The sequence below is a fragment of the Streptomyces sp. NPDC001219 genome (genome assembly GCF_053597915.1).
The window spans coordinates 71,095-95,785 of the sequence record NZ_JBSFJF010000014.1 but is presented as its reverse complement, the minus strand read 5'-3'; the positions used below and the strand labels follow the sequence as shown (position 1 = coordinate 95,785).

At 68.1% G+C, this 24,691-nt stretch carries 30 protein-coding genes and 4 pseudogenes; 9 read left to right on the top strand and 25 right to left on the bottom strand.

Features of this window, described 5'->3' with window-relative positions; all coding sequences use genetic code 11:
- Window positions 1–236: 236 nt before the first annotated feature.
- The 6 genes and pseudogenes from ACWC9R_RS11950 to ACWC9R_RS11925 form a co-directional block, all read right to left on the bottom strand.
- Window positions 237–800: a hypothetical protein gene (locus ACWC9R_RS11950; RefSeq protein ID WP_450730802.1), complete on the bottom strand. Its 564-nt coding sequence runs from the start codon at window positions 798–800 to the stop codon at window positions 237–239.
- Window positions 801–1,765: 965 nt separating this feature from the next.
- Window positions 1,766–1,876: pseudogene (locus ACWC9R_RS11945) on the bottom strand (IS5/IS1182 family transposase); the annotation flags it as partial.
- 130 nt (window positions 1,877–2,006) lie between these two features.
- A pseudogene (locus ACWC9R_RS11940) lies at window positions 2,007–2,117 on the bottom strand (transcriptional regulator); the annotation flags it as partial.
- 70 nt (window positions 2,118–2,187) lie between these two features.
- Window positions 2,188–3,453 (bottom strand): multidrug effflux MFS transporter, encoded by a 1,266-nt coding sequence (locus tag ACWC9R_RS11935; RefSeq protein ID WP_450730800.1) that lies wholly within the window; start codon window positions 3,451–3,453, stop codon window positions 2,188–2,190.
- A 3-nt stretch (window positions 3,454–3,456) separates the two neighbouring features.
- Window positions 3,457–4,101: an NAD(P)-dependent oxidoreductase gene (locus ACWC9R_RS11930; RefSeq protein ID WP_390506806.1), complete on the bottom strand. Its 645-nt coding sequence runs from the start codon at window positions 4,099–4,101 to the stop codon at window positions 3,457–3,459.
- A gap of 23 nt (window positions 4,102–4,124) precedes the next feature.
- Window positions 4,125–4,877, bottom strand: coding sequence for an MBL fold metallo-hydrolase (locus tag ACWC9R_RS11925; protein WP_450730798.1), 753 nt, complete (start codon window positions 4,875–4,877; stop codon window positions 4,125–4,127).
- A gap of 81 nt (window positions 4,878–4,958) precedes the next feature.
- Between ACWC9R_RS11925 and ACWC9R_RS11920 the strand changes: the two genes are divergently transcribed.
- Together ACWC9R_RS11920 and ACWC9R_RS11915 are read left to right on the top strand one after the other, a co-directional pair.
- The gene (locus ACWC9R_RS11920) at window positions 4,959–5,588 is read left to right on the top strand and encodes a winged helix-turn-helix transcriptional regulator (protein WP_450730796.1); all 630 of its coding nucleotides are present in this window, start codon (window positions 4,959–4,961) and stop codon (window positions 5,586–5,588) included.
- Window positions 5,589–5,976: 388 nt separating this feature from the next.
- Complete coding sequence (locus ACWC9R_RS11915; RefSeq protein WP_450730864.1) at window positions 5,977–6,189, top strand: DUF6207 family protein; 213 nt, start codon at window positions 5,977–5,979, stop codon at window positions 6,187–6,189.
- A gap of 491 nt (window positions 6,190–6,680) precedes the next feature.
- On the opposite strand, the gene ACWC9R_RS11910 is transcribed toward ACWC9R_RS11915, so the two are convergent.
- From ACWC9R_RS11910 to ACWC9R_RS11895, 4 genes are all read right to left on the bottom strand, one after another.
- Entirely contained in the window at window positions 6,681–7,091 is a 411-nt protein-coding gene (locus ACWC9R_RS11910) for a hypothetical protein (protein ID WP_450730794.1), read from the bottom strand.
- A gap of 232 nt (window positions 7,092–7,323) precedes the next feature.
- On the bottom strand, window positions 7,324–7,509 hold the full coding sequence (locus tag ACWC9R_RS11905; protein WP_450730792.1) for a hypothetical protein: 186 nt from the start codon (window positions 7,507–7,509) through the stop codon (window positions 7,324–7,326).
- Between the two features lie 605 nt (window positions 7,510–8,114).
- A complete protein-coding gene (locus ACWC9R_RS11900; RefSeq protein ID WP_450199995.1) occupies window positions 8,115–8,288 on the bottom strand; it encodes a hypothetical protein in 174 nt (57 codons plus the stop codon).
- Between the two features lie 333 nt (window positions 8,289–8,621).
- The gene (locus ACWC9R_RS11895; protein WP_450730790.1) at window positions 8,622–8,933 is read right to left on the bottom strand and encodes a hypothetical protein; all 312 of its coding nucleotides are present in this window, start codon (window positions 8,931–8,933) and stop codon (window positions 8,622–8,624) included.
- Window positions 8,934–9,007: 74 nt separating this feature from the next.
- Between ACWC9R_RS11895 and ACWC9R_RS11890 the strand changes: the two genes are divergently transcribed.
- On the top strand, window positions 9,008–9,598 hold the full coding sequence (locus ACWC9R_RS11890) for a hypothetical protein (protein WP_450730788.1): 591 nt from the start codon (window positions 9,008–9,010) through the stop codon (window positions 9,596–9,598).
- A gap of 147 nt (window positions 9,599–9,745) precedes the next feature.
- Here ACWC9R_RS11890 and ACWC9R_RS11885 read toward each other — a convergent pair whose 3' ends face one another.
- The 3 genes from ACWC9R_RS11885 to ACWC9R_RS11875 are packed head-to-tail and all read right to left on the bottom strand — an operon-like array spanning window position 9,746 to window position 11,465.
- Window positions 9,746–10,144, bottom strand: a complete 399-nt coding sequence (locus ACWC9R_RS11885; RefSeq protein WP_450730786.1) for a DUF5958 family protein — start codon at window positions 10,142–10,144, stop codon at window positions 9,746–9,748.
- Window positions 10,141–10,797 carry a Fic family protein gene (locus ACWC9R_RS11880; RefSeq protein ID WP_450730784.1) on the bottom strand — a complete coding sequence of 219 codons (657 nt, stop codon included), beginning with the start codon at window positions 10,795–10,797 and terminating at the stop codon, window positions 10,141–10,143. The genes ACWC9R_RS11885 and ACWC9R_RS11880 overlap by 4 nt, the downstream gene beginning before the upstream one ends.
- Complete coding sequence (locus ACWC9R_RS11875) at window positions 10,794–11,465, bottom strand: hypothetical protein (RefSeq protein ID WP_450730782.1); 672 nt, start codon at window positions 11,463–11,465, stop codon at window positions 10,794–10,796. Before ACWC9R_RS11875 ends, ACWC9R_RS11880 begins: the two co-directional genes overlap by 4 nt.
- A gap of 422 nt (window positions 11,466–11,887) precedes the next feature.
- On the opposite strand from ACWC9R_RS11875, the gene ACWC9R_RS11870 reads away from it, so the two are divergent.
- A complete protein-coding gene (locus tag ACWC9R_RS11870) occupies window positions 11,888–12,148 on the top strand; it encodes a hypothetical protein (RefSeq protein WP_450730780.1) in 261 nt (86 codons plus the stop codon).
- Window positions 12,149–12,774: 626 nt separating this feature from the next.
- On the opposite strand, the gene ACWC9R_RS11865 is transcribed toward ACWC9R_RS11870, so the two are convergent.
- The 4 genes from ACWC9R_RS11865 to ACWC9R_RS11850 all read right to left on the bottom strand — a co-directional run bounded on the left by ACWC9R_RS11865 (window position 12,775) and on the right by ACWC9R_RS11850 (window position 15,857).
- On the bottom strand, window positions 12,775–13,284 hold the full coding sequence (locus tag ACWC9R_RS11865) for a PLAT/LH2 domain-containing protein (RefSeq protein ID WP_450730862.1): 510 nt from the start codon (window positions 13,282–13,284) through the stop codon (window positions 12,775–12,777).
- 123 nt (window positions 13,285–13,407) lie between these two features.
- Complete coding sequence (locus ACWC9R_RS11860) at window positions 13,408–14,397, bottom strand: AraC-like ligand-binding domain-containing protein (protein ID WP_450730778.1); 990 nt, start codon at window positions 14,395–14,397, stop codon at window positions 13,408–13,410.
- Window positions 14,398–15,204: 807 nt separating this feature from the next.
- Complete coding sequence (locus ACWC9R_RS11855) at window positions 15,205–15,453, bottom strand: hypothetical protein (RefSeq protein ID WP_450730776.1); 249 nt, start codon at window positions 15,451–15,453, stop codon at window positions 15,205–15,207.
- Between the two features lie 158 nt (window positions 15,454–15,611).
- Window positions 15,612–15,857: a hypothetical protein gene (locus tag ACWC9R_RS11850; protein ID WP_450730774.1), complete on the bottom strand. Its 246-nt coding sequence runs from the start codon at window positions 15,855–15,857 to the stop codon at window positions 15,612–15,614.
- A gap of 125 nt (window positions 15,858–15,982) precedes the next feature.
- Between ACWC9R_RS11850 and ACWC9R_RS11845 the strand changes: the two genes are divergently transcribed.
- Window positions 15,983–17,008, top strand: coding sequence for an RICIN domain-containing protein (locus ACWC9R_RS11845; protein WP_450730772.1), 1,026 nt, complete (start codon window positions 15,983–15,985; stop codon window positions 17,006–17,008).
- On the opposite strand, the gene ACWC9R_RS11840 is transcribed toward ACWC9R_RS11845, so the two are convergent.
- The gene (locus tag ACWC9R_RS11840) at window positions 16,945–17,268 is read right to left on the bottom strand and encodes a hypothetical protein (RefSeq protein ID WP_450730770.1); all 324 of its coding nucleotides are present in this window, start codon (window positions 17,266–17,268) and stop codon (window positions 16,945–16,947) included. The genes ACWC9R_RS11845 and ACWC9R_RS11840 overlap by 64 nt on opposite strands.
- 12 nt (window positions 17,269–17,280) lie before the next feature.
- Between ACWC9R_RS11840 and ACWC9R_RS11835 the strand changes: the two genes are divergently transcribed.
- A complete protein-coding gene (locus tag ACWC9R_RS11835) occupies window positions 17,281–17,595 on the top strand; it encodes a hypothetical protein (protein ID WP_450730768.1) in 315 nt (104 codons plus the stop codon).
- Here ACWC9R_RS11835 and ACWC9R_RS11830 read toward each other — a convergent pair.
- The 4 genes and pseudogenes from ACWC9R_RS11830 to ACWC9R_RS11815 all read right to left on the bottom strand — a co-directional run.
- Window positions 17,518–17,688, bottom strand: a pseudogene (locus tag ACWC9R_RS11830) (DNA helicase); the annotation flags it as partial. The gene ACWC9R_RS11835 and the pseudogene ACWC9R_RS11830 overlap by 78 nt on opposite strands.
- A 140-nt stretch (window positions 17,689–17,828) precedes the next feature.
- The gene (locus tag ACWC9R_RS11825; RefSeq protein ID WP_450730767.1) at window positions 17,829–18,434 is read right to left on the bottom strand and encodes a DJ-1/PfpI family protein; all 606 of its coding nucleotides are present in this window, start codon (window positions 18,432–18,434) and stop codon (window positions 17,829–17,831) included.
- Window positions 18,431–19,402: a GlxA family transcriptional regulator gene (locus ACWC9R_RS11820; RefSeq protein ID WP_450730766.1), complete on the bottom strand. Its 972-nt coding sequence runs from the start codon at window positions 19,400–19,402 to the stop codon at window positions 18,431–18,433. The genes ACWC9R_RS11825 and ACWC9R_RS11820 overlap by 4 nt, the downstream gene beginning before the upstream one ends.
- A gap of 255 nt (window positions 19,403–19,657) precedes the next feature.
- Window positions 19,658–20,014 carry a MerR family transcriptional regulator gene (locus tag ACWC9R_RS11815; protein WP_450730764.1) on the bottom strand — a complete coding sequence of 119 codons (357 nt, stop codon included), beginning with the start codon at window positions 20,012–20,014 and terminating at the stop codon, window positions 19,658–19,660.
- 181 nt (window positions 20,015–20,195) lie between these two features.
- Between ACWC9R_RS11815 and ACWC9R_RS11810 the strand changes: the two genes are divergently transcribed.
- Complete coding sequence (locus tag ACWC9R_RS11810) at window positions 20,196–20,900, top strand: amidohydrolase family protein (RefSeq protein WP_450730762.1); 705 nt, start codon at window positions 20,196–20,198, stop codon at window positions 20,898–20,900.
- A 343-nt stretch (window positions 20,901–21,243) separates the two neighbouring features.
- On the opposite strand, the gene ACWC9R_RS11805 is transcribed toward ACWC9R_RS11810, so the two are convergent.
- From ACWC9R_RS11805 to ACWC9R_RS11795, 3 genes and pseudogenes are all read right to left on the bottom strand, one after another.
- The gene (locus ACWC9R_RS11805) at window positions 21,244–22,146 is read right to left on the bottom strand and encodes an aminoglycoside phosphotransferase family protein (protein ID WP_450730760.1); all 903 of its coding nucleotides are present in this window, start codon (window positions 22,144–22,146) and stop codon (window positions 21,244–21,246) included.
- 323 nt (window positions 22,147–22,469) lie between these two features.
- Window positions 22,470–22,626: pseudogene (locus ACWC9R_RS11800) on the bottom strand (DNA-binding response regulator); the annotation flags it as partial.
- A 6-nt stretch (window positions 22,627–22,632) separates the two neighbouring features.
- The gene (locus ACWC9R_RS11795) at window positions 22,633–23,277 is read right to left on the bottom strand and encodes a LysE family translocator (RefSeq protein ID WP_450730758.1); all 645 of its coding nucleotides are present in this window, start codon (window positions 23,275–23,277) and stop codon (window positions 22,633–22,635) included.
- Window positions 23,278–23,660: 383 nt separating this feature from the next.
- Here ACWC9R_RS11795 and ACWC9R_RS11790 point away from each other — a divergent pair, with 383 nt between their 5' ends.
- Window positions 23,661–23,984, top strand: coding sequence for a hypothetical protein (locus ACWC9R_RS11790; protein ID WP_450730756.1), 324 nt, complete (start codon window positions 23,661–23,663; stop codon window positions 23,982–23,984).
- A gap of 139 nt (window positions 23,985–24,123) precedes the next feature.
- The gene (locus ACWC9R_RS11785; protein ID WP_450730754.1) at window positions 24,124–24,345 is read left to right on the top strand and encodes a DUF7489 domain-containing protein; all 222 of its coding nucleotides are present in this window, start codon (window positions 24,124–24,126) and stop codon (window positions 24,343–24,345) included.
- Window positions 24,346–24,691: the final 346 nt, after the last annotated feature.

Here is a 24,691-nt window from a genome sequence, read left to right as displayed (position 1 = left end):
GCTGCCCGCGCTGTGCCGCCGCCGGCCTGGACGGTGCAGGTGACCGTCGACGCCGATCCGAGTCCGGTGGCCATCCACCACGGCCAGTGCACCGCCGGGCAGCCCCGGGTGCGGCCGATCACCCGCCGCGCGGCCGTCGAGGCGCCGACGCTGGGGTGGAGGCCTGCGCACTGTGCCGCCCGGAGCGTGAGCTCCAGATCGACTGAGCCGCGGCCCATGGGAATGCACCAGGCAGCTCAAAACGGAGGTTCGTCGCTGTACTCCGGAGGTTCCGGATAGGTCTGTGTGCCTTCTCTGCCCCAGAGGTCGCCTTCGTCAGCGCCGTCGAGCACAGCGTTCCACAGCGCCTTGATCTCCGCTCTGGTCCCCGAGCGGATCCACAGGTCGTCATCGACTGGTGCCGGCTCGGGGTCTATCTGTGCCAGGTCGCACAGCACCACGAGTAGCGAATCGACCGTGCTCCAACTGGTCGGAACTGACAGCCCCAACAGCGTGCGGCGGACCGTCTCCGGGCTGCCGGTCGCATCTGGGGACTTCTGCCGCATCAGCTCGGCGATCGTGCGCAGCGTCGGCCTGGAGGCTGATCGGTAGTAGCTGAAGAGGGCCTTTACGAACTCCCTCCGCGGGCCCGGCGGCAGCTGTTCCTCGGTTGGCATGCGCAAGACCCGCCCCATGGTTCCCCCTCGTTGACGCAGAAAGTCCAGGGATACCTCGCGATGACTCACGTTGTCACGCGGAAAGTGACCAAGCCTCACCGAACGAACAAATACTTTCTGCAACGCACCCTGACGCCCTGTCATGCATGCAGGTCAGTGGGTAGGTGGTGCGGGCGCAGAAAACGTCCGCCGGGCACGGCTCCGGTCAGCCGGACCGCCCTGCGGGACAATTGACGAACGGCTCCCTGGTGCAACAGGGAGCCGTTCTGCATCTGAACCACGATCACCACTGTGAAGGAGTCGTCGTGTCCACCGCTGAGCCTACGAGCACTCACGGATTACAAAAGCCCCGCGCCGCCGTTGTCTCCACCCGGCGCAAGGCCCTGCTACGCCTGTCGAAGGAGGCAACAACCGGTCTCGTCCGCGGCGCGTCGACAGCCCTGGGAACGGCGATAGTCGGCTGGCTCGCTCTCTGGATCCAGCAGCACTGATCCATCAGGCGCCGGCAGCTGGCTGGATCGCCAACTCCCGGCGCCTAAGGGCCCCCACCATGTTCGGCGGGGGCCTTTCGTCAATTCTCGGCCGGGGCCTCCGGCTGTGCCGGAGGCCTCCTGTTGCTGGTGATGACCAGCAGCGCCAAGTCCATCACGAGGAACGACAATCGCGGCCTTCAGCCAGCATTACCCACCGCACAGAAGCCGCATCCACAGCTCCCATTGACATGCATCATATTAGGAGCAAAAGGCGTATTCGTGCCGCCCTCAATCGACACGCCTCCAAGAGCATTATCGATCTAGTTACAACATTCTCTCTCTACCTCAAGCACAGCAGGCCAACTGGCCTACATCGCACAGCAGACAAGCCCACATGTGCATACCACCCCAGGTCAACAGTAGGACCAAGATTTCCTACATGAACTCTCAACACTGCATGTCATAGCCATCTGCATATCGCAACTAGAGGGAGGATCGACAGGCAGCAGGTCCGCCGCGCGGCGGACGCCGGCGGTGACGGCGCGAGCGGTGCCGGTGAGCAGCAGGGTGATCTGCTGAGGGTCCGCAGGTGGGGAGGTCAGGGTTGCCGGTCCATCCCAGCGCGGCGTTGACCAGGCGCTTGCGGTTGGCGATCTGGTCGGCGGGCTGTGGAATGACTGCGCGGATCTTGCGCTTGCGCAGGTGTTCGCGGATCGCGCGGGAGGAGTAGGCCTTGTCGGCCCCGATGTCCTATCCCTGACCCACGGTGCGGAGTAGCTGAGGCGTTGCTTCGGGGTTTCCCGGAGATCGACCGGGCTGAGCTGATTCGGTACTTCACGTTGACCGGTGCGGACGAGGCGTTTGTGCGCCAGTTCCGTACGGGCCGCAACGCGAGTACGTCGAAATAGCGGCCCTCCACGAATGCGGGCAGCTGCAGGGATGCGAGCAGGTGCCCCAGACGGGCGGGAACGCGTTCCACGCGTCGCTGCACCCGACCGTCGTCGTACGTCTGTCACGCTGATCGCGGAATCACCCTGTTCGCCAGACGCTGGCCCGATTCACTGGATGCCGGCTCGTCTGCGATCGATGTGCCGGCGCGGTCGCCGGTGCCCGGCAGGTCCTTGGCGAGCCGGCCTGCGAGTGCGCTCACCGGGCATCGACCGGGTGAGGACGCCGAGTGTGAGCAGAGCGAGCGCCGGCAGCACGGCGACGATGATTCCCATCGGCAAGGCATCGGTGGCGCCACCCGCGCCGGCCAGCGGAGCAAGTGCCCCGCCGAACATGAACTGGCTGAAGCCGAGCAGAGCGGCTGCCGACCCGGCGTGTCCGGCGTGGTCGGCCAGGGCCTGGGCCGCGGCGTTCGGCATGACCAGGCCCACGCTGGAGACCAGGACGAACAGGCCGATCAGGAGCACGGGCAGAGGTGCCCGTGTCAGCACCGCGCCCAGGACCGTGGTGCCACCGGCTGTCGCGCCCAGCAGACCGGCGAGCAGCAGCACGCGGGCGCCGGCCCGGGCCACCAGCCGGCCGCTGATCTGGGCGGCCGCAATGAGTCCGGCGGCGTTGACGGCGAACACGGCGCTGTACTGCTGCGGTGACAGGCCGTGGATTTCCTGCAGGACGAACGGCGAGCCGGAGATGTAGGCGAACATCGCCGCGAAGACCAGGCCGTTGGCCAGGACGTACCCGGTGAAGACCCGGTCGCTGAGCAGCTGCCCGACGACAGCCAGCAGCGGCTGGCGTGACGCGGAGGGCCGGGTCTCCGGCAGTCCTGCGGCGGAGGCCGCCAGCATCACGGCGCCGAGTACGGCCAGGCTCACGAAGATTCCAGGCCAGGCCGTGACGCGCAGTAGCTGGCCGCCGAGGACCGGCGCGAACACCGGCGCCAGGCCGGTGATCAAGGTCAGTGCGGAGAAGAGACGTGCGGTGCGGGTTCCGGAGGTGCGGTCGCGGACCATGGCGTTGGCGATGACGATGCCGAACGCCCCGCCGATGCCCTGGACCAGGCGTAGGCCGACGAAGGTCCGGACGTCGGGCGCCACCGCGCAGAGCGCGCTGGCGATCGTGTAAAGGGCGAGGCCCGCCAGCAACGGACGCCGCCGGCCGTAGGTGTCACTCAGCGGCCCGGCGATCAGCTGCCCGATGGCCAGCCCGGCCAGACAGGCGGTGATGGTGAGCTGGGTGGCCGCGGCGCTGGCGCGCAGGTCGCCGGCGAGGTCCGGCAGTCCGGGCAGGTAGCCGTCGATGGACAGTGGTCCCAGGGCCACGAGCGCTGCGAGCAGGACGATGAATCGGGTGTGCCGGCCGGCGGCGTCGTTGCTCATGGCTCAGTACGCCACGGTGATGCGGCGGCGGATCGCGGTGCCGCTCTCGATCGTGTCGGCCAAGGCGATCGCGTAGTCGGCGTACGAGATGCGGCTGTTGCCGTCGTCGTCGGTGAGCAGGGTGTCCCCGGCGCTGCGGTAGGCCCCGGTCCGCTCGCCCGCTCCGATGACCGCGGCGGGCGACACGTACGTCCAGTCGAGGTCGTGCACGCCGCGGTAGAGGTCGAGCGCTTCGGACTGGGCCTCGGCGTTGGCCTTCCACAGCGCGGGGAAGTCCGGGTCGTCCATGACCCGGGCGCCGGTCGGCGTGCGCAGGCTACCGGCACCGCCGATGGTGACCAGGCGGGTGACGCCGGCTCGGCGGAGACCGTCGATCAGCGCACGGGCGGCACCGACGATCGTGGCGCGGTCGTTCTCCTGGCCGATCCGGGGGCCGACGGCCGAGAGCACGGCGTCGTGGGAGGCGGCGAGGCCGGCGACCGCCGCGGGGTCGGTGACGTCACCGGTGGTCACGGTCAGGGCCTCGTGCTTGAGTCCGTCGACGTGGCCGGCTCGGGTGACCGCGGTGACGGTGTGGCCGCGACGCAGTAGTTCCTCGGTGGTGGGCCGGCCGATGTTGCCGCTGGCACCGAACAGGACGATCTTCATGTGTTGCTCCTTGTTTCTGATGGTCAGAGGACGGGCTGGCCGTCGGCGATGAGGGCCGCGGTGATGCCGCGCTCGTCGGCGGCGTGCTGGAAGCGCTGCTCGATGTCGGGTTGTTCGGTGTAGAACGGCGGGTTGTGGAACAGGCCGTAGTGCATGGCGCAGACGGTGCCGGCGCCGAGTGCGACGGCGGCCTCGACGCCCTGCTCGGGGGTCATGGTCGCCGGGACATTGGCCGCGTAGCCCTCGAAGTGGGCGATGACGCCGTTGACCGGGACGAACGCGACGTCGAACGGGCCGTGGTCGCGGGCGATCTGCCACCAGCTGCCGTGCCACTGGGTGTCGCCGCAGTGGATGACCCGCCGGCCGGCGCCTTCGACGACCCAGGCGACCTGGTCACAGTCGTTGCCCCGCCAGTCCAGCGAGGTCACCGGGGTGACGGTCAGCTTTCCGATGCGGCGTGACTGGCCCAGGTCCTGGGCAACGGGGGTGATGCCCGCCTCGCGCAGCCCGGCCGCGCTCGGGGTGTGGCAGCCGATCGTGCCGGTGGCCGCGATCCGGGCGATCAGGTCGTGGTCGTAGTGGTCGGGGTGCAGGTGGGTGATGAGGGCGTGGGTGCCGGGCGGGGTATCGACCGGGTCGACCGGCCGGTGCGGCGGCCCCATCACCGGCGCCAGCGGAGCGACGTTCTCGAGCGGGTCGATCAGCAGGCGGGTGTCGCCGAGACGGATCTCGACGCCGGCCCAGGCCAGCCGACGCACGGAAAGGGTGGGGGTCATGGGCAGCGACGCTAGACCGACGTTGTTGAGAAAGTCAACAAGAGAGTTTTGAATCTCAACACCGCGATGTAGGGTGGTGGCATGCGCACCTACGGGCAGTACTGCGGCATCGCGAAAGCACTGGACACCATCGGCGACCGATGGACCCTGCTGATCATCCGCGAACTGCTCGCCCTGGGTCCTTGCCGGCACACCGACCTGCGCAACGGGCTGCCCGGGATCGCCAGCAACCTGCTGGTCGACCGGCTCCGCGAACTCGAGGAAGCCGGCCTGATCCACCGCGAGACCGCCCCGCCGCCGGTGGCCACCACCCTGTTCTCCCTCACCGAGCGTGGCCGCGCGCTGGAGCCGGTGCTGCAGGAACTGAGCCGATGGGGAATTCCGCTGTTGCGTGAGTCGGCCGGCAGCGACACCTTCCGCACCCACTGGCTGGACATGCCCGCCCGGGCACTGACCGACCACCGCCCCGACCAGCCGGCAATCGCCCTGCAACTGCACGCCGACGGCAACGAAGACCTGGTCATCGAAGTCAAGGACGGCTCGGTGCACACCCACGCCGGCCGGGTCGACCACCCCACCGCGTCCCTGACCGGACCGCCGCACCTGCTGGCCGCGACCCTGCTCGGCGACCTCGACCTGAGCGCCGCAGTACAGCAAGGCCTGCGGCTCAGCGGCGAACACGAGGCGGTACTGCGCATCCTGCCCCGCTGATCCGGGTGTGAGTAGTTGCCGTACAGAAAGTGCCGCTGGGATTGATCTTGCTCGTGCTGGGCTACTTCGCGGGGGCTTCGAGCTGGCGGGGGCCGGCGCCCGCGCGCAGTTCGCGTAGGTCGGGGATGTGGTTGTACAGGGTTGCCCGGGGAGACGCCGAGCAGCTTGGCGATCGAGGTGATGGAGCGGCCGGGGTCGGGCAGCAGGTCGCGTGCGGCCCGGATGACTTCCTCGGTGGCGACTGTGGGGCGTCCGCCGACGCGGCCCCGGGCGCGGGCTGCGGCCAGGCCCTCGTTGGTGCCGATGACGATGAGTTCGCGGATGAACTCCGCGAGGGCGGCGAAGACGTGGAAGACGAGCCGGCCGCCGGGGGTGGTCTGAAGAGCACCTGCGCGAACCGGGTCTGGTCGTCATCGACATCACCGCGGCCGACGAAGCAACCGCCACCCGGGCCGCGACGGCGCTCGGCGGGCTGTGGCTCTCCAGCGGGCCCTCCGCCCCCTGGCATACCCCCGGCCAGGCCGGCGTCACCGTCCGCGCCTACGCCGACCTGCGCCGCACACCTCTGGCCGGCGGCAGCTTTGACCCCGGTGCCGGCTGAACACCCACCCTGTCGCCAACAGTCCCTCAGGGGCGGGCAGCTACCGCGTCGACTGCGGCTTCACGCAGCTTGCGGGCGAGGTACTCCACCTCGGCATCGTGCCCGAGTGGGCCCCCGCCAGCACGCGGTCCACGACGGCCTTGGCCTCCGCCAGACCGACTCCGAGCTCGGCGCGCAGCACCCACCTGGCGGTGACACGCACCGCCGACGGACCGGTACGCGCAACGTGGCCGGGTCGTTGTCGGCGAGCAGCCGATCCCGCAACGGAGCGGAGAGGCTGTCCGCAGTCGGCCGTCGTCTGCCCGCAGGCCGAGCACGCGGTCTCCACGTCCCACCGCAGCGAGCCGCCGATCAGGACGTGGACGCCGGCACGGGCACTGTGTTGTACGGGATCATCTGGCAGATGGTCGGCGTACGTGCCCAGCATGGCGAGAGAGGCCCCGCCGAGCGGGGCCTCTCGATGAGCCGGTTGGGCTCCGGGTCACACCCAGCTACTTGCACTCCGCCAGGTAGTGGTCGAAGGCATGATCCTTTGCCTTCCGTGCGATGCCGTCGGCGTACGCGTCCTTGTGCAGGACGCCGGCCGCAAGCCGGGTGTCGTCCTTGACGTCCTTCGTATTCGCGCACGCCGCCACGACGATCCAGTCGGCATGCGTCCCTTTGTCGTGCCCGGTGCCATATCTGGCCTTGGCGCCAGTGACAGGCTTCGACAAGTCGTAGGACACCATCGTGGAGGCTGGCGGCAGATTGCGCTCCACCTGATCGACGGTCTGGCCGACGAGCGACTCGACCGGCACTTGCTCGGGCTTCGCTGGCTCATCGTGCGTGCCGCATCCGCTCAACATCATCGCGGCCGCAGCAGCGACTGCGATCATGGCACGGACGGGCGGTGCGGTGTTCATACCTCGGCTACCGAAGCGGATCATTTGACCTTGCAACTAACCTTTGCAGGCGCGGGGTTGAAAGCGTGCTTCCACCCACTCGTGCCGGCTTTGTAGTCAATGGGAGTGGTGATGTGCTTCTCGATCTTGTACGTGTACCGGGTACCGCTCGGGTAGGCGACGAGCGAGTGCCCCTTCTTCACCGGGGAACTGCAGATCACCGAGACGGACTGCGTTTGGGCATCGCTGATGTTCAAGCTGGCGGCGACACCGCCGCGGTCCAGGCCGAGCCCGCATCGATGGTGCGCGTCGCCGCTGCCGTCTTGTTGATCATGCAGGTCATGCCCTTGGTTTGCGCCGTACAGCGCGCAATTTCGTTCTTCCGGTTCGTGCAGTTCCCCTTGTGCGACTTCTTGATGACCTTGCTGTATTCGCCCACTGCGGACTTGGTCGATGCCTCTGTCCCTGATGCCGACGAGGCGGACCGCGCGTCACCGGCACTCGCGTGAGCGGCAGTCGCCCCCACGGTGACGGACAGGGCGAGTACGACTCCGGCTATGTGCGTGGCGGAGCTCAAGCGCATGCGTCTCCCCCATAGATGATCATTAGTCACCAAGATCGTACTCTCTTGAGCGGTGTGCCTCCCCTCGTGGTACGTAGCCTGTGAGGACAAGAACAAGCAGCTCAGGGCCCGGTTAAGGAGCTGGAGACCAAGCAGGCGCACACCTGGAAGCGAACGACGCTGCGCCGAGCAACAGGCGCCGCGGACGCTCTGACATGACCTTCATGCTGATCGCTGCGTGCTGTCAGCGCACAGGCTCGGTCTGATGCAGGATCAGCATGGTTGGCAGCCTTTGTCTGGGATTGACAAAGGCGACAGGCGGGGCGGCGAGTACCCGGCCGGCCGGGGCTCGTTGCGATGGGGACTGGGGCTGGATCCGTGACCACGGTCCAACTGAGGCCGTGAATGGCGGATCGGATGGTGCTGTCCCCGACCCCCAATCGCAAGGCAAGACTTGCGACGCTGATCAGCGTCGCAAGTCTCTACGGCCGGGCGGTGGCGGTGCGCTGCACGGTCTCCTCCATTGTGGAGGTGGCAGCCATCAGGTGCTCCGCCCGCTCCGGGTCGGTGGCCGCCTGCCGCCCTGCCTCGAACGCCAGCTCTGCTACGGCCTGCTGGAGCGCGGCCCGCAGGTCCGCGATGGGCTCGAACGTCACGATCGTCTCCCTCGTCGTGACGAGGGTACCGAGAAGACCTCCGGACCGGGGCCACACTGTGTTCGCGGGGGAGACTTGAACACCCCCTCCGTGGGCCCAGCTGGTGGCGTGCCAACGTCGGACCGTGCGGCAGGCCGTATGACCAACAACCCCTGGAGCAAAGACCGGACGCCGGGCAGGTGCGCGGGTGGGAGTATCGCCTGGGGAAGGCACAGGCGCTGCTCCACGAAGTGTGGGACGGTGCCTGTCGGCCACCTGCGCACCCTGCGCCCGCTGCGCGCCGCCGGCGCCTGACCTCGACAACGGCGCGGGCCGGCCGTTCGCTGCTGCAGGTCACAAGCGGAGCGCGCTGCGGTCCAGGTCTGTGTCGAGGACGGCCAGGTCCGGGTGGTCTCGGAGTTGTTGCTCGCGTGCCCAGTCGTCGAGGTCGGCTTTGTGGGCGGTCTGCACGGCCTCGATGGTGGTGTCGGCGACGGTGGCGAGAAGGTCGACATCCTCGCGGCTCAGGCCGTGGTAGCGGTTGGCGGGGGCGTAGCTGAAGGCCATGCTCGCCGTGGCGCCGACCGCCAGTTCGCCGGACACGTCCTGACCAGCGACCGGCAGGCCCGCGACCTGCGGGGAAACCCACTCCTCCAAATCCACCATGGCCACGGCATGACCTGCGTGTTCGACCCCGCCCCGCGTTCTGCCAGATACGCGGAGCCGTCAGCGGTCCGCTGGTGACCCCGGACACCGACGACTGCCGGCGGAAGTGCCGCAACATCGCCCGCATTGACCGCGACATCCAGCACCTACGCGAACAGCACCACGAGCTCGCCGATGCCGTCGATGACCCGCTCGCTCCGTCCATCCGACACGAACGCGAACGCCTCGAACTCCAGCGACTGCAGCGGATCGATCCTCGATACCCACGAACCGGAGAACCCGTGACCAACACCGCTCCCACCAACGTTGATCCGGTCCGCGTCGCGAACATTGCCGCGATGGACCGCCTCCTCGCCGGCACGCCGCTGCGGTCCACCGGGCGCCTCAGCATCACGCAGCTCTCGATCGAAGCCGGCGTCAAACGTTGGCACCTCACCCACCAGCACCTCGACCTGAAGGATCTCTTCCAGGCCCGGGCCAAGGCCCAGGACGGCACACCGAAGGCGTTCAGCCGCAAGCTCAGTGAGCACGAACAGCTCAAGAAGAAGTACGCCGACCTGCGCCAGCACTGCGCTGAACTGGAAGAAGGGATCGATCCAGGTCTATGCCGCTGCGATCAACCTCCTCGCATTGGAGAACGCCGCACTCACCGGACAGCAGCCTGACGCACGGGTGATTCCCCTGCCCCGGCTCCAGGCTCCGCCGTCATAGCCTCGCGAGGTCGGCGCAGGCGGGGTCACCTGCAGGTCCTGGACCTGTGCAGCGACGGCCGGGCAGCCCAGTCAGGCCCGCCACCCCTTTGACCAATGCGATCAGTCAGCGGCGGGCAGCCTGTGCCACCAGTGCCCGCACCCTCCGGAGCAGAAGCGATCACGGCGCCGTCCGTCGGCGATCGCGAGTACCGCGATCAGTAGCCGGAACGCCTTGCGGCGTTCGTCGAGAGGGGTGAGCCCGGCGATCTTCCCGAGCTGAAGGTCGATCCGACCACGTGTGATGAGTACCGCAGGCGTATGCGTCGAGCGCAGCCCGGCGCGGCGGATGCTCTCTGGGCCGTCTTCGGTGACAGCGCGCGCCTGGACGCAGTGATGTCGCAGAAACAGCAACGTCTCCGACTGTTCCTCCGGGCCCAGCGCGTCGAACCATTCGACGCCCTGTGACATCGGGCGCAGCCCTTGGGCGAGTTCGTTGAGCATCACGTCGCGTTCGGTCATGACTGCCTCCCGCTGGACAGGCGGCGCTCCGCCGCGGAGATAAGAATGCCGAGCAGCACCGCAAGATCGGCCGCGCCCTCGACGTCGTCAGCCCAGCGGGTGGTCTGTAGGGGGTGCACCTGGTCGAGCGGGACGCCTTCGCGGGCCAGGACGAAGGCCATCGCCAGCATGGCCGCGCGGGCGTTGCCGTCCTCGAACGGATGGAAGAACAGGACGTCGAGGTAGGTTCGGGCAGCGCGTGAGGGGAGGGGCAGGTTCGGTTGAGCGCTCTCGGACAGACAGCCCTCGAACTGCGCACGCGTGTCCGGCGTGAGGCCGTAGCGCTCCCGGCCGCCCTTCGCGAAGGCCGGCACGGTACGGAAGCCGACAGAGTCGCGGCACAGCACGGTCCGCTGCCAGTTCGCCATGCGGGTGAAGGTCAGCGGCCTGCCCTGCTCCGCGTCGGCGAGGGCCAGGTCGAGGGCGGTCAGGACTTGCGCGGTTCCCTGGGGGTCGCGGTCACCTCGCGTTGCCGTGAAGAAGTCCCGGAAGCCGTCACGAGCCGATACTCCTGAGATGGGACGCTCTCCGCTCCAGCGCGGCCAGGCGATCCCCGCACGGATGCGCAGCCAGTCGGCGAGAGCATCCGCCTGGTGGCCGCGCCCGCAGGTCATCGGTGCCCGCCCACGGTCTGGGCGAAGCGGGAACTCACCGAGTCGACCACCGTGACGTCCGGCGCGATCCAACTGCCGAACCGGCCGCCGACCGCGCTCTCGACCATCTCCCGGGCTCGCTCCTCGTCGATGCCGTTGTAGGCGAGGAACCATCCGAGGACCTGCATGCAGTGCCCGTACCAGCCGCTCTCGGCCTGCGTCCGGTCGGCCACCACGGTGACCAGTCGCGTGCACGCCCGTTCCCAATGCCAGGGGTCCACCAAGGCCTTCTCCGATTGCGACGGCGGCGTGAGGGCGGCAAAGCGCTCCGCCAGATCCTCCAACCAGTCACGCCATTCGCACAGGGCCGCGACGACCAGCGGGGCGGTCGCTTCCGCCGTTGTCACGGAATGCGGCGAGCAGCACCACACGCCGACGATCCCACCGTCGGTGTCACCCTCACCCATCGACCAATTCCACCCACAGGCCCACCGGCCGTACCGGTCCACCAGGAACTCGGTGACAGGGTCCAGCGAGCGTCGACGGTGCTCGTCAGCGGCCTCGGGACTGGGCAGCAGGGGCACTACAAGACCGGTCAACGTCCTCGCCGCATCCTCGTCCAGTTCGAACGGATGCCGCAGCGGGTCCACTTCCGCCCAGGTCAGGTTATGTGCCCACAGCTCAGTCATGACGCCACTCTGCCGTGCGCGTCCGGTCGAACTCCAACCCAATACCGAGCAAGCGCCTCAGGTCACTGGCAAACGATCTCCGGCCACACGGGAGGCAATCTTCATCCGCCTCCGTCATGCCCGGTGAGCGACACGCGTGAAGGGCCCTCCGCACAGCCAGCGCTGACCCCACAGCTGTTGCTTCTCAGAGCTCATGCGATGCGGCTCTGGCCTGCACAGACGCCGCTACCAGAGAAGAACGTCAACAACAGGCAAGGAAGCGAGATATCGCAGGAGCTGGCCCCGTGCTGCGCGGTTTTGACCACATCGACGGCGGCTGATCTTCACCCCGGCGGGAGACGGTGCCCGACCGACTGACCCGGCGCTTAGGTAACCCGACGGCTCTGACCTCGTGGTACCTCCGCCGGCAGAACCGCATGTACGTGTCGACCTTGGCAGCGATCCGGGCCGCGCCCCCGAAGCAGTTGTCGACCTCGATGAACAACAGCGACACCCCCACCTCCGGCACGGTCGTCATCAACTCCACCCGCCAGGCAGTGTGGACCTGCTACTTCAACGACAGCACCTGGGCGCCGGAGGAAATCACCCTGCCCGAGACCCTGCGGGCCGTCCCCGCCACCGGGGAGGCCGAACACCGCGACTGGCTTCACCGCTGGGAGGAGCACATCACCAGCCTGCTCTGACCCGCATCGCCGAACTGCCCGCTTCTGCACCGGCAATGCCCAACTGAACGAGCTGAACGAGCTGAATTATGGAGGTTCATCCACCATGTGGCAGACCGCGATCGCGATCTTAGACCCTGGCCGGGGCGGCGCTCCCCGCCTGGTTCCAGCAGCGCGGCCAGCGTGCCGAGCGCCCGCCGCCGACGCTGCGGCGCACCGGAGGGAGGCGGTGGACGGCGTGACCGAGCTGGTGGCCGCGCTCGCCGACCACCGCCGGGCCGTGTGGCTACGGGAGGAAGCGCGGCTGGCCGGCGGGGACTGGCGCGAGGCCCGCGCCGCCTCGCGCGCCACCCGCGCCGCGATCACCGCCTGGTGGAGTTCACTACCGCCTGCCCGGCACGGAGACGGCCGCGGCCTGCGACGGGACCAAACCCTCGTGTCGAATACTGCGGTCCGTGCGAGCCGCACGAACGATGCCCCGGGGCCGCCATCGGGTCCCAGGGGCATCGTTATCGTCCTCCCGTAGCTCCGCCGCCAACTGCGTTACGCACCGTACGAGAACACCGCGTGGCCTGCGCCGGCGCGCCCCCGATCCGCAGAGGTCGCTCACCCCCAAGTGCGGTGAGTATCACGGAAGCTAATGGTGCTCAGCTGCGCTCAAGGTGCACCCAGGGGTTTTTGTCATCTTCGTCCGTGGCAACCCACCGGTCGGCTTTGAACGTGACGCCGTCGATCGTGACCTTCTTCAGGAACCAGCCAGGCTTCTCACCACTGTTGTCGTGCCAGATGGTGATGCTCTTGAGCCGGCCGACATCGCGGAGGCCGAGAGTGAAGCGATCGGTCTTGCCGCGCTCGAAGTTGTTCTGGGAGTTGTCGAGCTTGTGCTTTACGTAGGTCCTGGTGCCGTAGATGGTGAGGTGGACGTTCGCGTCGGTGCCAGCACCCGCCTTGTCGCCGGTGTACACGGCAACGCGGTATTGGTGGTGAGCCATACCGATCCCCTTGTGCAGGGGAACGGATGGTGTGTTCTGTCGCCCGGAGTACGTGTGGTCCGATCCGATGCGGGGTGTGACGCTGGCAGCGGCGCTTTCTGAGGTCGCCATGATGGTGGTGGCGGCAAGCGCCATCGTGCCTGCGACGACCCGACCGATACGCATCTTCAAGACATGCTCCTTCGGCTCGTGATGTGGATCGCCCCGCACCGTTTCCCTATTTCGTCGGCGGCGAGGCCATCACCAGCTTGCCGGTGTACACCATGAGATGTCGTTAGCAATGGGTCATCAATGGCTTAGAGATGCGTCTCCTCGGACCGATGTGAGTGCGTGGTTCCGGTAGTCGCTGGGCGGCATGCCGTAGGCAGCGCGGAAGACTCGGGTGAAGTCGGCAGCGCGAGAAAAGCCCCAGCGGGCGGCGATAGCGCGGATGGGGGTAGCGACGAGAACGGGGTCACCAAGATCGCGGCGGGCACGGTCCAGGCGCTGGTGGCGGATCCAGGCCGCGATCGTCTCCTCTTCGTGCCCAAAGAGGCGGTGCAGGTAGCCGGTGGAGATGTGGTGAGCGGTGGCGATGCTGCGTGGGGTCAGTTGCGGATCGTGCAGATGCTGCTGAACGAAGGCCCGAATACGCAGCACGAGGGCCTGTCGGTGAGCTTCCGGTGGGAGCGACCTGTCCGCGTCAAGGACGTTGGCGAGCAGCGCCGACAGCAGATCGACGATGATCGAGCCCAACCGGGGGCCGTCCGCGGGGCCGTACGGTCCGGTGCCCTTCGCTAACTGCTCCAGCAACTGCGCCAGCAGGCTCCCGTACCCCTCCTCTGCCGGCAGCCGCCGGGTGAGCAGCAGGTCGGCCCGCTCCTTGCGCAGGGGCACCAGTTTTCTGGGCACCTCCAGGCCCACCGCGTGCAGGGCGCCGGTGACACAGTGGAACGGCTGTGAGGTGTCCGCCACATGCATCCCCCCGGGGCCGTGGACGGCTTCCCGGCCCGCATGGGTGACGCCGACCGACCCGGCGATCGGGAGCGTGACATGGTAGTTCTCCGGATCGGACTGCCGAATCAGACGGGGCGTTCTCCGCCAGCTCATCGGCTCGACAATCGTTGGCCACACACTGACCGGGCCCAATTCCAACAGCCGTGTCTGAGCCTGAAACTGCGCCGCGCGATCGCTGTTCATGTCCATGGGGCAGAGGGTCTTCGACATCAGATCCCGCCAACAGTCGAACCGGTCCGCCGGCGGTAAGTCGTCAGTCCGGAACAGCCTCTCGGTAAGCATCTCTTCCTCCTCAGCTGCCTCACGAGCCCTAGAACAGCACGTGGCTGCTCCTGGTACGGAAGTTCAGAAGTTCACCAGTCGTCGATACACAACAGATGAATACCCTGGTGGCCGGCCCCTGGCCCCGCCACTGCCTCCGATCCTCAGTCCGGCGCACCGGGCGTCGCGGGACGACGTCGGGGTGGCCCGCTCGACGGTCGAGGACTGGCGGTGGACCGCCTCGCGCTGGCCAGGGCCAAGTGCCAGGACAGCGTGTCGTTCGCCGCCCCGCCGTCCGCATCACCGTCCTGCGCCCTCCCTGGCCAGCACCGCGAGTTCAGCAGTCCCGGCCACCCGGCCGCCACGCTGCGACACATCCCCGCGCACCATGGAGCGGCGTCGCGTCCTGAAGGCGCTGGGCGAGGCCGATGGTCTGTGCAACACGCGCACCATCGAGCTCTGGCGATGTCCTCCTGTGCGCCCGTGAGGCCGGCCCCACGAGGGTGAGGCCCTGCGGGCCTGAGGGACCGGAGGGCTCCACCCGGTGTCTCCTGACGCTGCTTACCCATGCGTACGGCGCCTACGGTGCGGCACGTCGCCTGAGCGTGAGCATCGGAAACGGTTTGACCGAATGAATTCGTGGACACGCTGACCGCTCCGACCGCAAGGGGGGCTGAGGGGCATCTGTGTCTACCGCCTGCCGGCCGCGCGCGGAATCGAAGCGGACGGTAACCCCCACACCGGTCTGCTGCCCACCACGTCACCGGCCGCCAACACGTCGACGGTCCGCCCCTCTTGCAGAGGGACGGACCGTTTGAACTGCCTGGATCAGCGGAGCAGCACGTCCAGGTGGAACCTGCTGTTCGAGGTCCAGTCGCAGCGCCACCGTATGACGTTGGTGTGGTTGTCCACGTACCACTGACCGCGCTGGTTGCACGCGGCCTTCTTGTTGAAGTCCTCTCCTGTGTCGTACCAGGACGAAGAGATCGTTGACGGGGCAGCAGTCGCCGTCGCCGGCGCGGCGACAGCGGCGGTAGCACCCAGAACAGCCGCCGCGACGGCCAATCGCATTCTCATAGGTGACCTCCACTTGTAGTGAGGGATGTTGGACGGTTACCCGTGCTCGGGCTTCCCGTCGGGTCGGATGTTTTGAGCTTGCTCCCTGGGTCTCGGAGTGTCAGCACAAAACCTGTCCGGGACATGTTCGGGACAGGCGCCGGCCATGTCCGGGCTGGTCAGCCGGGCAGGTCGGACTGTTGTCCGCGTTCGCTGTCGCCGAGCGGCGCGTCGGCATAATCCCCACTGGTCGTGTTCTTCACCATGCGTGCGTCGGTCCAGCGGTTGCCCGTCTTGCGGTTGACACCGACGTCTCGGCACGCGGCGTGATGGTCGGAAAGCGCGAGAGCGCGTGAACCGAGGAAGTGCGGAGAATTCGCGCTGAAGCTTTGCAGACCCCTGTGGTTCCAGTACGGGCGTCCCACCTTTCCCGCCCCGATTTCCGACGCTGCGCCCCGAACAGCTCGATTTGCTCTTGTGTGTCCAACTCACGCTCTGCAAGCCTGTCCGGTGTTCCGAGCACAGGGGAAAGCGGAGGGGGTGGGCGGACATGCCCGACGAGCAGTCACCCGATCCCCGGCGAGCCAGGACACCAGGTGAGTTCGTCCTGGTGATGCGGGCCATGAAGGACCTGTCCGGTCTGACGTACCGGCAGTTGGCCGTGCGCGCTGAAGAACGCGGAGACGTGCTCCCGGCCAGCACCCTTGCCGGTACGCTCAGCCGCGGCTCGCTCCCCCGCTCTGAGGTCGTGGAGGCTTTCGTCCGTGCCTGCGGTGGCTCTCCGGCCGACGTCGAACGCTGGCTGGGGGCCTATCGCGATCTGGCCCGCGGCGGTCCCCACGCCACCGCCCCCGAGGACACCCCGGTGGTGGACGGCATTGACGCAGGCCGCGCTCGCAAGGGGGAACCGTCCCCTGAAGAGAGGAAGGCTACGGGCCCGAGACGGTCGGCGCGCGGTCGTCTCTTCGGCGGCGCCTCCTTGGCGCTGCTGGCCGTGGTCGGCGGCTCCCTGGCGGTCACCCGCCTCGCCGGGGACGATACAGGCCAGACATATGTCACCGGTGCGGCTTCCGCCTCCGCCACGCCCCGCCCTGCGCTGTCCGGTCCCCGGCCGGGCGTCTACCGCATCCGTTCCGCCGCCTCGTCGCTCTGTCTGTCCGAACGGGAGGGGGAGAGCGGCGGCCGCATCTACCAGGCCACCTGCGCGAAAGCCGTCCCGGCCTACTCCGTGGAACCGGTTGAAGGCGGCGCCTACCGCATCCGCTCCCTCCACCCGGTCTTCGGATACGGCTGCCTTGGCGTGACGGGCGGGAGCACACGCGCAGGTGCCCAACTGATGGACGACTACTGCGGCCACCGCGGAAGCGCCGAACGCTTCCGGCTCCAACCCGCCGGCCGCGCCCGCTACCGCCTCGTCCCCGCCCACACCGGCACCTGCGCCTCGGTCCCCGCAGGCCCACCGACGCAATGGACCCCCGTGGTCCAACTCTCCTGCCGCCCGGACGACCCAGGTCAGCTCTTCCTCTTCGACAGCCGCACCCCACCCACAGCCATCCCCTCCATCACCAGCAACTGACCCGACCACGCCCGCCCACCACGGTGTGGACCGTGCCCGGGCCCGAGGGCGGGGCTGAGCGCGGCGATGGCCGGGGACGTCTTCAGGTCGTCCTTCTGCGGGAAGGTCTCCCAGTAGCGGGCGAGCTGGCGCAGCGTGGCGTGGGCCTCGTCGACCGCGACGATCAAGCTCGGCACGTCGTCCAGGTCGCCGTCGAGGCCGAGGCGGCGCTCCAGTTCGGCGGCGAGGTGGACCAGGGCGTCGGCGAATTGGGACTGCAACCGAGAGCGCCAATGACACCGAGGACGGACCCGCGGCGACTGGCGGAGGCGATCAGCGCGCTCGGCACCAGTTGCCCAGCCGACGGCAGCAGCCCGAAGGACGTCCCGGTCCTGCTCGGTACGCTCCTGGCCGCGGTGGAAGGTGCCCTGATGGAGTCGGGCAACGGAGGCCCGGGGTCGGTTGCCGCCGTGCTTCACGGATACGAGGCCGCCAGCAGCCTGGTGCACAAGGTCGGATGGGAAACAGCGTTGCTCGACGACGGGGTTGGTGTCCTGTGCTTCGTCGAGGAGCCGGAAGTCGGCGGCGATCTTCGGGTTCGTGAGTGACCAGATCTTGAGGTAGTGGTCGTGGTCGAAGCGGACTTTGCCGTCGTCGGGGTGTTGGAGGTCGGCCCAGGCTTTGTGGGCGAAGGGCATGATCAGTTAGGCGAGTTGATGGTGCAGCGGTGGTTCTTGGCGACAATGATCAGCCGGGCCTTGGTCGTGCTCCGCTGTGGCTGGTGTGCGCGCCGGGGACGGCCTGTCCCCCGATCGGGCCGTCCCCGGCGCTGGCCTGATTCTCAGCGGGCTATCGGCTCGTTGGCGAAGTAGCCCGGGGCAGGCTCGTACTGGATGTAACGGCTCACGGCACGGGCGTGATCGCGGCCGTGCAGCTGGCCAACCAGCCAGTGTGCCATGTCGATTCCGGCGGACACTCCCTGGCTGGTGACCAGTTCACCGTCGACCACAAAGCGTGCGTCGCGGACCACGGTGATGTTCCCGCGCGCCTGAAGGGTGTCTTCGAAGGCGTGGTGTGTGGCTACCCGGCGGCCGCGGGCCGCGCCCGCCTCGTGCAGCAGGAGGGCCCCGGTGCAGACGCTGGTGGTCCAGGCGGCCTGGGCGGAGGCTTTGCGAACCCACTCGATGAGGACGGGGTTGGTCACCTCGGTGCGGGTACCGTTCCCGCCGGGCACGAGCAGCACGTCCAGCGAAGGGTGGTCGTCAAAGGTGTGGTCGGGTAAGACCCGCATGCCCTTGTTGCAACGGACGAGGTCCCGCCGCTCGGCGATCAGCACGGTGGTGTCACCCTGCGCGCGGATCATGGCGGAGGAGGTGAACACCTCCCAGGGACCGACGAAGTCCAGCTCCTCGACTCCCTCGAACAACAACAGACCATAGGTCGTCATGTGTACTCCTTGATGGATCGGAATCTGTCCCGGTACTCGGACGGCGCGATGCCGACCTGCCGGTGGAAGGCGCGCCGCAGTGTCTCCGCGGTACCGAAGCCGCACCGGTGGGCGATGGCCTCGATGGGGTCGTCGCCTTCGACCAGGGCCCGGCGTGCCGCCTCCACGCGCGCCTTCTCCACGTACGCCGCCGGCGGTGTGCCGAGTTCGGCGGTGAACCGGCGCTGTAGGTGACGGGCGCTCAGGCCTGCGTGAGCGGCCAGATCGGTGATGCCGTGCCGGGCTCCGGGTTCCGCGTGGATCGCGGCCACCGTGGTCCGGATCGGGTCGCTGGACGGCTGGCGCGACCACAGCGGCACGCTGAACTGCGACTGGCCGCCGGGCCGACGCATGAAGAGCACCAACTCCTGCGCGACCGCATGGGCGATGTCCCGCCCCAGGTCGTCCTCCACCAGGGCGAGTGCGAGGTCCATGCCGGCGGTCACGCCGGCCGAGGTCCACACCCGCCCGTCTCTGATGAAGATCGGGTCGCAGTCCACCCGTAGATCCGGATGCTCTCGGGCGAGCTGCCCCGCACGCGACCAGTGGGTGGTGACCCGGCGTCCCTCGACGAGGCCGGCGGCCGCCAGCAGGAACACCCCGCTGCACACCGAGGTGACACGGCGGGCGGAAGCCCCGGCCGCCGCGAGCCACCCGGTCAGCGCGCTGTCCTGCGCCGCGTGGTCGACGCTGTCGCCGCCCATCGCGACCAGGGTGTCGATTCCGCGCGGGTCGAGATCTGCTACTCCGTGTCCGGCCTGTACGGGTAGGCCGCTGGTCGAGCGGACCAGACCGGCGGTAGGCGCCAAGACCTGGCAGTCGTAACCGCCTGAGAGCGTCCCTGCGTACTGGAACACCTCGTGCGGGCCGACCAGATCCAGGGACTGGAAACCGTCGAAGATCACGAAGATGATGCGGCGTTGTTGCACGTCTTCAGCCTGCTGTCCCCCGGATGATGGCGTCAACGACGGGCATCCCACGATTCGTGCCATGGCATGAGGGACTGCGACGTGGAGGGCGACCAAGTGCTTGACGACTCGGCGGGCATGTCACCGAGCACCGGTGACGGTTGGGGTCCTGGCGTGGGACCCACTGACCTGCCCGACCACAGCCCTCTACAACACGCTTTAGCTCGGCAGCCTCGCGCGAACCGCTGGCGAGATTCGAGCACCCGGCATCCGGTCCTAGTTTGGTGCGTTCTCAGTAGCGGCGATCGTCCGGCGCAGAAGGCGGCGCGTGGTCTCCAGGTCGGCGGCGCGCTGGTCGAGGACGTTCAGCTGGTCACGGAGGCTGGTGAGAACGCCCGGACAGGGGCGCAGCGTCGCCTCGTCAGAGGTGCAGGGCAGGACCTGGCGGATGATGCGGGTGGGCAGGCCGGCGGCCAGCAGGGCGCGGATGCGCCGCACCGTCTCCACCGTCTGGTCGTCGTACTCGCGATAGCCGTTGGCGCGGCGCTCTGAGTGGATCAGCTCCATACGCTCGTAGTAGCGCAGCAGGCGCTCGCTGACTCCGACACGTCGCGATAGCTCCCCGATCAGCACCGCCCAGCTCCTCCATCTTGACCTTCCCACAGTGTCAGGGAGCAACAGTGCACAGGTCGGTCCCATTCCGGGCCGATGTCCAAGGAGGGAGTGAATCATTGATCATCGATGCACACAGCCATGTCCACGACCCTGTCGACGCTCATGTGGGGCTTTGGTCGAGGCGGGGGTGGACCGGGCCGTGTTGTTCGCCACCCGTCCGCACCCGGAACGGGCCGGTGACCTTACCTCGTTGCGGCGGGAGATGGCGGTCCTGGACGAGGCCATCGGGGGCCGGGCCGGAACGGTCGAGGGGTATCGCCGTGCGTGGGCGGAGTTGCACGCCGCACTCGCCGCGCGGCCGGAGCGGTTCATCGGCTTCCTGTCCGTGCCGCTGGACCTGGAGCCGGAGCAGATCGCCGCGACCGTGGAACGCGAGGTCGTCGGGCGTGGGCTGCACGGGATCGGTGAACTGACGCCGCCGCCGGGACGGGCAGGGATAGTCGAACCGGTGCTCCAGGCCGCGTCCGATCACGGTCGGCTGCCCGTGGTTGTGCACGGATTCGCCCCGACCACGGCGGACGATCTCAAGACGCTGTCGGCTCTCGCTGGCCGGTATCCGACGGTTCCGCTGGTGATCAGCCAGCTCGGAGGACTGAACTGGATGGAGGCTGTCGAGCTGGTCCGGGACACCCCGAACATGTACCTGGAACTGTCCACAGCCAACATCATCTTCGCCGTCCGGCTGGCCATCAAGGAGATCCCGGACCGGACCCTGTTCGGCTCGGACGCCCCGTACGGCGACCCGGTCCTCACCCGCGCGATGGTGGAGCGCGTCACCAGCCCGGGCGAGGTACGCGACCGGGTACTCGGCGGGACGATCGCCGAATTGGCCGGACTCAGGTGAGACAGACCCGACGTCACCAGGTACGACCCGGCAGATGGAGCGCTTCGGATGGCGAACCGCAGTGTCGTCGCGTCACCTCAGCTGCCTTCCGTACCCAAGAGCACGCCGCCGGGCCCCAACAGAACAGGCTAGCTGGCGGCTGGCGGGCCAGAAGGCCATCGGGCGTCGCGCCGCAGCCCTCCAGCGACTGGTCCGAGAACGGCCTCTTCACCAGGTCGTCCGCGAGATGCCGTCACACCTCTCCGTCCGGGCCGGGCGCCCGCCCCACCCGACACCGCAGCACACCTCCGGCGACACCAAACGGATGGGAGTCGGGTGGGCTCTGAGGCTCGTCGCTCCGTGTCTACGGCAAATCCCCTCTCAGAACACGATCGAGCGCCGCCTTGCCTGCGGGTCCCCATGTCGGCTTGCCGCCCGGAAGGCCCCGATCCCCGTTCCGGCCCATAAGCATGAGGAACAGGCTTTTCAGAGCAGCCAGCCCGCGGGCGCGCCGGATCGTCGCCTCGTCCGCATGCGCGTACGTCTCGAAGAACCGTGAGGCGGCGCCTGCGGGAAGGACCACCCATGCGGCCGCGAGGTCCCACGCCGGATCGCCGGCGAACATGTCACCGAAGTCGATCACGCCCGACAGCGTGCCGTCCGAGACGACGACATTCGCGGGATGAAGGTCACCGTGCACCCATACCGGCGGGCCCTCCCACTCGGGGGCCGCGACGGCATCACCCCAGACGGCCCGGACCTCGTCGGCAATGCCGCCGGGGGCAACGGCTTGAAAGAAGTGGTCGAAGCCGTCCGTGTACTTCTTGGGGTGAGCGCCACGGTCGGAACTGGTCGGCGCCTCGGTGGGCGCCTCCACGTGGAGTGCCCTGAGGAAGCGCGCCAGCGTGTCGGCCGCGTGGTCGCCGCGGCTGATCGAGGTGTGATCCAGCGGCTCGCCGGGAACCCACGTCATGATGCTCCAGGGCCTCGGGAAGCGTGCGGACGGTTCACCGGTCCGCACAGGAATCGGGACCGGGAGCGGCAGGCGTGGGGCCAGGACGGGCAGCCATCGGCGCTCTTTGCGTTGGAGTTCCGGGGCACGTTCTGAACGCGGCATCCGCACGGCCAACTCGTCGCCAAGGCGCCACTGTTGGTTGTCCCATCCACCCGCTACCTCACGGATGGCCAGCCCTACAAGGTCCGGATGCTGCTCCTGCAGCAGGTCGTGGACCAGGTCTGCGGTGATCTCGATCTCGGAGTCGGTCATACCGAGCCACAGTACTGGGGCAGGTGAAGCGGCTCCCGCTCTCCGGATGGTCCTATCCCAGGGCCGCGGAGGGAGCCGGGCCCCGAACGTGATGATCTCGTCCCTGTAGGTGCTCCGGGGACATCGAAAGGTCGAGCGGCCCCGATGCCGACGACGCCGGGAGCGGCGTTGGTCCCATCCCCAACCAGGCTTCGAGCCAGGCGGGTTCAGGTCCACCCAGGCGCGCGTCGTCATCCTGGATCAACAGGCTGGAGTAATCGGCGAGGACCGCCAGTTCGTGGTGGGAAAGCATCTCGGGGTCGCTCAGTGGCCGGGGGGAGTCATCAGGGAATGCGCTCAGTGCCCAGGCCGGCGTCTCGTGCCAGGAGTGCGCCCAGTCCGAGGTTCTCGCAATCCAGCTTTGCCAGGATCGATCCGGCCCACATACTCCTTCATCGTGGCCTCGCTCATATAGACCCGCTGCCCGGCGTTCGCGTTGGACGGGCTTTAGTCCGCCCTGCCCGTCGCTGCCACGGTCACGCCCAGGCCGATCATCGCGAAGCCGCCCGCCCCGCCGACCATGGAGAGACGACGGTCCGAGCGGGCGAACCAGGAACGGGCTGCCGAGGCGCCCAGGCCCCAGAGAGTGTCGGTGATCATGCCGATGCCGACCGGGACCAGGCCCAACACCATCATCTGGGTGGGAACGTGGCCCGCGGCGTGGTTCACGAACTGGGGCAGTACCGCCGCGAAGAAGACGAGGCCCTTGGGGTTGGTGACGCCCACGAAAATGCCGTCCAGGACTGTGCGCAGATCGCTGCGCTGCTCTCCTGCGGGCGCCTCGATGTCCGCCGCGCGCATCTCCTTGCGGTGCCGGAACGCCTGCACGCCGAGGTAGACGAGATAGGCCGCGCCGGCCAGCTTCACGCCCATGAATACCGCCGCCGAGGTCTCCACCAGCGCGCCGAGGCCCCATGCCACGGCGCTCACCAGGGCGTACGAGCCGATCAGGTTGCCGAGGACCGTCGCGAGCGCGGTGCGGCGGCCGTGCGCGAGAGCCCTGCCGATCACGAACAGCACACTCGGCCCCGGAATCACGATCACCAGTAGCGACATCGCCGCGAACGCGAGGATGCTCTCCGTGGACACCATGTGTCCGTCACCTCCTGGAATGGCTGCTGGGGGCTCATTCAAACAGAGGATGGAATACCGGCTCCAGGCTCACCCACATGCTGATACGCAAGGCCGCGAGCCTGCAACGAGCTAGCGAGCCGAAGCGCACGGCGAGTGCTGCCGACGGTGATGAGACATCTGGAGGCCAAGGCGATCGACGGGGCCCCGGACCTCTTCCCGTGCAGATGGCGACGAAGCTGATCAGCCCAGGACGGCATGGAGGACCGGATCGGCACCGTCAGCCAGGCCCACGTCACGTCACCTGACCGCGCCACCGCATCACGGACCAACTCCCCCACGCCCCCGTCAGAGCCTCGCCCCTCGCTCTCATCGGCGGCGGGTCTCGCCAGACCGAGCGGGGCTTGCCTTCCGTCATCGGCGTTGTCGTCATTGATGACAACGCCGATGGCAGGAGCGCCATGGCGGACAGGAAGCGAACGGTACGGCTGCCGCCTGAGGTGATCGTTGATGCGGCCATGCGGGTCACCGCACGTGCAGAGCCGGACGGGCTGACCGGAAAGGCGCTCGGGAACGAACGCGGTGTGGACCGCTCAGCGGTGTGGCGGCATGCCGCGGACCGGCACGCGTTGCTGCTCGCCGTGGGTGATCGGCTGCTGCAGAAGCATCCTCGACCTGCAAGCCGATTGCACCTGATAAAGGGCTTTGGAGCCCCTCAGCAGTGCTAGATATCCGTAGCTCGTGAACTCATACTGAATCGATCAGTAAGTCGCCACGACCGCGGTGGCCTGGCAGGACATATGTCATCCCCAGGACATGACTCAAGGGCCTGCCGGGTCGGCTGCCGATCCTCGTAAGCTCCATTGCATGTTCACATCTCGCAAAATCGAACCAGGCGACCACTGGGAAGGCATCGTCACCCATAAGTCCCGGGGAATGCTCGATGGCTCGAATATGTACCACTTCGTCGAAGTCCGCCTTGACGACGGCGAATCCATGAAAGTCCGGGTCAGCCGCCGACTCTGGAAGTCGATCGAGGTCGACGATCGGATCGTCAAGCGGCCGGGCGCCGAACCGGCCAGGGAGTAGCCCTTCAGCGGCCTGAATCAGGGGCCTGGAGGTGTGGGATCGCTACGGCTGGTCCGGTCGCCGCGGCCCTGGCCGGCTGAGTTCCGCCGGCGTGCGAGCACTGCATGGCGTAGGTGGCATGGGGCATCGGGGCATAGCCGTCGCCCGCCTGCACATCACGTTCGGCCTGGCTTTGACCCCGGTGTCGGTGCACGCTGCCACAGAACGCTGGTCCGCCCCCTGCACCACGTGCATGTGACGGACGGTTCCCAGATCCGCCAGCTGCATCGCGGCCGGTGGCCGGTCAGGGTAAGGGCCATGCCCGTGGTGCAAAGCACCGCGGACAGCCCGACGGCGGCGGCACCGG